We start from the raw sequence: 5,555 nt of genomic DNA, 5'->3' as shown, positions 1-5,555 counted from the left end.
AGTACAATCAGCTTCCCCCTTAAGCTGTGGGCAAACTCAAGTAAAAAGGTCTTAATTTGTGAATTAAGCTTTGTTTGAACACTTTTAATATTTATTCTTCTTTGCCCATTTGTCACATATAGCAAAGCATTGTTTCAGACTGACAGCTATTAGTAGTCTAGTAAAACTATCCCCTCCCACTTTCGGGACAGTGTACAAAATGGGACACTACTATTATCAGTGGCAAATCTTACAGGGCACATAGCCCATATTTCGAGCCTCACTTACACTTACCCGGCTAACACCTGACCGGCAACGATTCAGACCGTAACATTCGTAGCTGTGATAGGCGTAAGCGCTTCGACTTCCACAGACCAACACTGTTGCTTCACTTAGTTGCTTTCGAGGCTGTTTCCGATAGTGAGTTCTCGGAGCCGTACCCTGTCCATAGATTGTAGCAGCACTCAACAAGTAAATGCAGCTATACATGATCAGGTGTTTCATAGCTGGTAAAGGACCTATAATTCATTTGCTACTGATTCGCCCTAGGTGTTAACAGACCGATTTATTAAGCGGAAACAAATAAGTAATGAGGTTATTATTTGTATATCAATTCAATAACCGCTTAGTAAATCACAGTAGTAATCTAGGATTTGAGTACACTTTAATTGTTAATAAAGTACACCAGCGTACCTCTCCTTAACTTACCACATCTTATGAAAAAATTCTTTACCCTGCTTCTACTTTCCTCACTTGCTGGTAGCTGCGTTCCTACCTTCAAAATGTTCGAAAAAGACGGTAAGCTTCTTGGGGTATTACCGCTAGTCAATGGCCGTGTATTATACCGTGAGACAATACAAACCCCTGAACTACCTAAAGAAGAAGTATTTCGTCGTGCCCGAAGGTGGTGGGTTGATAATTACCGATCAGCTAAAGATGTTTTTCAACTTGTCGATAAAGACACGGGGGAGATTGTAGGCAAGGGTTGGGGAAATGTCTATACTGGCAAAGGACTTTCATTAGCGACTCACCACATATTCCATGTTATCAGCTTTGACGTTTCCGAAGATGAATACACTGTAACTGTTTACGGTCTACAAATTGAAAACGACATAACTCGTCAATATTTCAAATCTAAAAATCAAACAAGTGCAGAATTGCCGATTGAGCGTTTTAATATTGGCACTGTCAAGTATGCTCAGGCGATTTTTACAGAAATTGACCAAGAAACACGCCTAACGTTGAAATATCTAAATGGGTATATTAAAAAGCAAAACTCGACTCACTAGGGCAGGTTTGTTGCTTTCTTTTCAAAAACCGTTGGGTCCATATAAGCATTTAGTAAGCTCAAATGATTGTACCTTGCCTCAATGAAACTCACTTGGACATTCTACCCCAAAGGCGAATCACAATCCATTACACTGACAGTGGTTTACTACCCTGATCTGGATTCGTTAACCCTATCCAGCGGTGGGTATCTCTACAATAATACGGCATACGTAGATTGGCAGACGTATAAGCTCTTTGATAGCGCGGATGTGAAAACACGGCGGGATGCGTTTCAAAGGTTAGAGCAATTGCCTGATCCCTATGAGTACCATAAACAAAAACAGCAGCAGTTACTTTCAGGGGTGAAGAATGTGAATTAGTGACACCATACGAACAGACTAGCAACAAAAGACGATTGTCGAGGGGGCGGGGTTTTACTATCCCTATTTAACTGTCAATTTGCAACTTTTTGAAAGGTGACTTTATTACTCATTGATTCTTATGATAAAATTAACACAATTGCGGTTGCCAAAGAAAAAGCCAGTACAATAGCTAACAGTATCCAATGAATCCATTCGTAACTTATATAGCTGGAATAACTTTCCATGATGGACTAGACGTTATTGAAAGTATTCCAATAGGTACGCATTTACGTTTACTTAGAGACCCATATAATCCTTATGACGCCAATGCGATCCTAATTTATCATCTACACTATAAGCTAGGCTATATTCCTAGAACGGATGCTGATAGATTAGCTAGACTAATTGATAACGGAATACTAATCGGAGCAGAACTAGTAAGGGTATCAAAGTCGGGAAAAAGAATAAGCACTGGAATAAAGATTTTTGAAGGACCATCAAATGTGGAGGAGGTAGCCGGAAAAAAACAGAATACATTTACGAATAAAGAGCCCCAGTTTATTTTAGAATCAGCAGGACAACTGAAGAGCCCAATATTGAGGCAAGCTGAACAAAATAAGGCAAATGGGTGCCTAGGGTTGATTTTACTATTGATTATCACATTTGCTGCCTTTTTGGTTTCCTGAAAATATATAACCGTTTCTTCGCCTCTGACCGATAAAGTGCCGTACAAGTATATTCACTCGAAGTGGAGCACCTATATTGACTGTACTGGCACGTCTTTCTTTTATGCATTGGGATTTTGCTGCTTAAAGGATCGAAATATATGTTTAAGAAATATAATGCATGAAAATAGCTTACCCTCACACGTAACCTCTATAGGCTCAACAAAGGTGCCAAGCTGCCAAGCCCCCTATATAGGTTTTAGCAGTTAGCACCGTGCCAAAAAAGGTGCTAAGGGGATTTTGGCAGGGTTAATCCAGGGCGTTCATGATGTCACAGCTTATTTTGATCGCCTAATCAACAGCGGCTAATGGTTGATGCATTACGTCACTGAGCCACAACAACTTCTAACCCTTTCACCCTTGCGGTTGGGCTGAAAACCTACTTTGGGGGACGTGCAGCATGAGTCCGCCTATACGAAACTATTTGTTAAATCAAGTCTTGAATTAATTTCAATTGATTGTTTTATCTAAGAATGGTTGACGCAAGGAGTAAATACCCGGATACTTGGTTAATTGTTTTACGTCGCTTCCATCAGAATGACAGCTGAATAAGTATTGATTCGCTTCAAAAACGATCAAATTTGCTTCGGGAAGACGAATAATAAAATTTTTATACGGGTCTGCGCTTTCTACTGTCTTTTGACTCGATGACAGCAGATACGGTGTTAATTTCTTGATTTCTTTCGTGTTAATATCAATAATATACGTGCCTTGCGTCATGGCAGTAACCTGATTACCATTAACTATTGATCCTTCTTTAGCTGTAAATATTAAATGATTATCGTCAGTCCAAAAAATATTTTCCCATCCTGGGGCAGAGTCATTAATAAGTGGCTCTTCTTTTAATGTTTTAATGTCGTGTATGAAAAAAGACCCATTTGATTTTAAATTAACAGCAGCCAAATCATTTGTAAAGGATCCCCAAAAACGCAAACCAGACGGAGACCTAGTAAGGGTTAATTTATTCATACTTAAACTCCCATTACCAAATATTTCAAAGTCTATATTCTGCCAATCAACAACAGTTTCAGTTTTTTTACTTACATCGTAGATTTCAAATCGATACCTCTTTTCTGTTTCTTGACGTGTTTTACGTTGTTCGGGCGTTTCAGTTTTGCGTTGCTCTCTGGTTAGATTTGGATATTTTTTGTATCGTAGGTAGCGAGTTTGCTCTTTATCTAACCAAAAAGTGTGAATATTTGGCTGAGGTAATTCATGAACCATCTCTTGTGTATTCATATTGAATATTTTGAAAGAACTCAATCCTCTATCAAAGGTTACATAGAAGGGGCTGCTGTCAATAGGTGGTACCTCAAAATACCCTGTCTCAACAACATGCTTAGTATTGATGTCAATGTTGTATTGTCCAATAAGTAAAGCATTGTCCCTCATATACGATGGTTTTATCTTTTGGATGATTCCTGATGATGTGATTTGTCTTTCATTAGTAATTTTATTAGCTACCAAGTTAAAATCACCAACCCATACATCTCCATTATTTACGAAGTATGTGTGCTTCCAATCCTCCGACAAGAGCGAACCTGTGCTTTTTAAAGGACCTGTTAATTGGGATGTCAAGTAGTTTTGATAAATAATTTTGCCAGTTTCCGTAGTTGACGCAATCCATTCACCTTGTCCAGTATTGTTACCTCCTTCTCGAATATAAAGTTTGTCGTCTTTTCTATAAGTTTTCATCTGGGGCCACCAAGCTACTTCCCGCATATCGTTTACGTTTAAAATCAATATCTCAGAAGGAAGATTACGTTTAGCAGAAAGAGGAACTGGCGTCCTGCCAACGGAGTTAAAATAGGAATCTGAGAATTGGCTGGAAGCCGTTCGCTCAACTAATACATAATATTTGTAATCTTGTGGATTGAGTGAATAGCTAACTGGTTTAGATGGCGTAGCTTGAACTTTCTTAGCTTGCGTCGTTCGAGTGTTTTGTCCTGAGACTACACCAGTAATTAAGCAAAAAGTTAAAATGAATCCAGTAATTTTTGACATCATAATTGTGACGATTAAAGATGTATGCAAAAGATGATTGATTATCCAAAATACTACATTTAACCGGGACGTTTCCAGTGTTCTCCATAACTCGCATAAGCTGTCCAACTCGACTGTCGGGGCGGTCTGTCAACCAGAGTCGGCCAGCGATCCTAAAAAGCTTCCTGTTACTCAAGTGTAGCCTGTCGCCCGAATGTTGGTACATGAGCCTTGCTTGTAAGTTTCACCCAACATATTATTGTACACAAGGTCACGGAAAAATATCAATCAAACTGTTAGCTAATACGAAAACGCCAATACCTTCTGTTAACAAAGTGATTAAACGGTAGAGAAAGAGCCTGAAACGTATTAGGCGACTTACTGACAAAACCGACAAAACTTCATTATTCCCCTTTCGTCGGTTTTGTCAGTAAGTCAGCCTAAGCATTTTCAAGGCTAATAGGTCCCTATACTTTTCGCCTATTTACTCTACCCGATTCTAACCAATCGTCTATATGCCCTTTGATGTACCATCGATCCTTGCCAATCTTGAAAGACTGTAATCCTAGTGTGCGATAATACCGAAGACTGTCATGATCTCGTTGTAAATATTCTTGTGCCTGCTTCTCAGTAAGAAGCTTATTACGCTCAACTTCCTTTTTGAGCTGGTTGCGCTCTTCACGTAGTTTGGCAAGTTCTTCCGTAGCTGTCCGTAGCGTGTCGTTCAATGCTTCGACTATCGACATATTTAGCTCAATCGTCATTGGAAAAGTAGTTTTGATGTTTACTAATCAAAACTACATATGGAACCGATTGTCGTACTACCCGCTAAGCAGTTGAAAGAATTGATTGACCGTTATGAAGAAGCAGTAAGCAGGCTTATTGAAGCGGATAAAGAACTAGCCGCGCTGAAGGAAGATAAATACGTTACGTGGGATTGGATTTGTGAGTACTTCGGAATAACAAAAGCGACTGCTGTAGATATGCTTGTTGAAGAAAAGCTATTCGTCTATGGACAGCAGATTAAGCGCTTTAAAAAATCAGCAGTTATCAATTTCGCAGAGCGAAATAGTATTAAGGTGCAGAATATCCCCTCTTTGCCTCATCAAGATCGTTTAAGAAAAGCAGTTGCTAAAACTCGTGGGCGAGAAATTAGCTAGTGTCTTTACTGAAGTACTGCCTGAAATCATTCAAAACGTATAAGGTGACTTACTGACAAAACTGACAAAAGCCCGAT

6 protein-coding genes are annotated in these 5,555 nt (G+C 39.2%); 4 read left to right on the top strand and 2 right to left on the bottom strand.

Going from position 1 to position 5,555, the window contains the following annotated elements; all coding sequences use genetic code 11:
- The first annotated feature begins 695 nt into the window (after positions 1-695).
- The 3 genes from ACOJS8_RS27735 (at position 696) to ACOJS8_RS27725 (ending at position 2,296) form a co-directional block, all read left to right on the top strand.
- A complete protein-coding gene (locus tag ACOJS8_RS27735; RefSeq protein ID WP_420151810.1) occupies positions 696-1,268 on the top strand; it encodes a DUF4468 domain-containing protein in 573 nt (190 codons plus the stop codon).
- Between the two features lie 81 nt (positions 1,269-1,349).
- Positions 1,350-1,628, top strand: a complete 279-nt coding sequence (locus ACOJS8_RS27730; RefSeq protein ID WP_420151809.1) for a hypothetical protein — start codon at positions 1,350-1,352, stop codon at positions 1,626-1,628.
- 185 nt (positions 1,629-1,813) lie between these two features.
- Positions 1,814-2,296 carry an HIRAN domain-containing protein gene (locus tag ACOJS8_RS27725; RefSeq protein ID WP_420151808.1) on the top strand — a complete coding sequence of 161 codons (483 nt, stop codon included), beginning with the start codon at positions 1,814-1,816 and terminating at the stop codon, positions 2,294-2,296.
- Positions 2,297-2,785: 489 nt separating this feature from the next.
- Here ACOJS8_RS27725 and ACOJS8_RS27720 read toward each other — a convergent pair whose 3' ends face one another.
- The gene (locus ACOJS8_RS27720; RefSeq protein ID WP_420151807.1) at positions 2,786-4,342 is read right to left on the bottom strand and encodes a hypothetical protein; all 1,557 of its coding nucleotides are present in this window, start codon (positions 4,340-4,342) and stop codon (positions 2,786-2,788) included.
- Positions 4,343-4,785: 443 nt separating this feature from the next.
- Positions 4,786-5,082, bottom strand: coding sequence for a hypothetical protein (locus tag ACOJS8_RS27715; RefSeq protein WP_420151806.1), 297 nt, complete (start codon positions 5,080-5,082; stop codon positions 4,786-4,788).
- A 39-nt stretch (positions 5,083-5,121) separates the two neighbouring features.
- On the opposite strand from ACOJS8_RS27715, the gene ACOJS8_RS27710 reads away from it, so the two are divergent.
- Entirely contained in the window at positions 5,122-5,478 is a 357-nt protein-coding gene (locus ACOJS8_RS27710; protein WP_420151805.1) for a hypothetical protein, read from the top strand.
- Positions 5,479-5,555: the final 77 nt, after the last annotated feature.

The organism is Spirosoma sp., assembly GCF_048594605.1.
Classification (GTDB): Bacteria; Bacteroidota; Bacteroidia; order Cytophagales; family Spirosomataceae; genus Spirosoma.
Note: the sequence above shows the minus strand (reverse complement) of the source record. Positions and strands in the feature narration are given on the sequence as shown.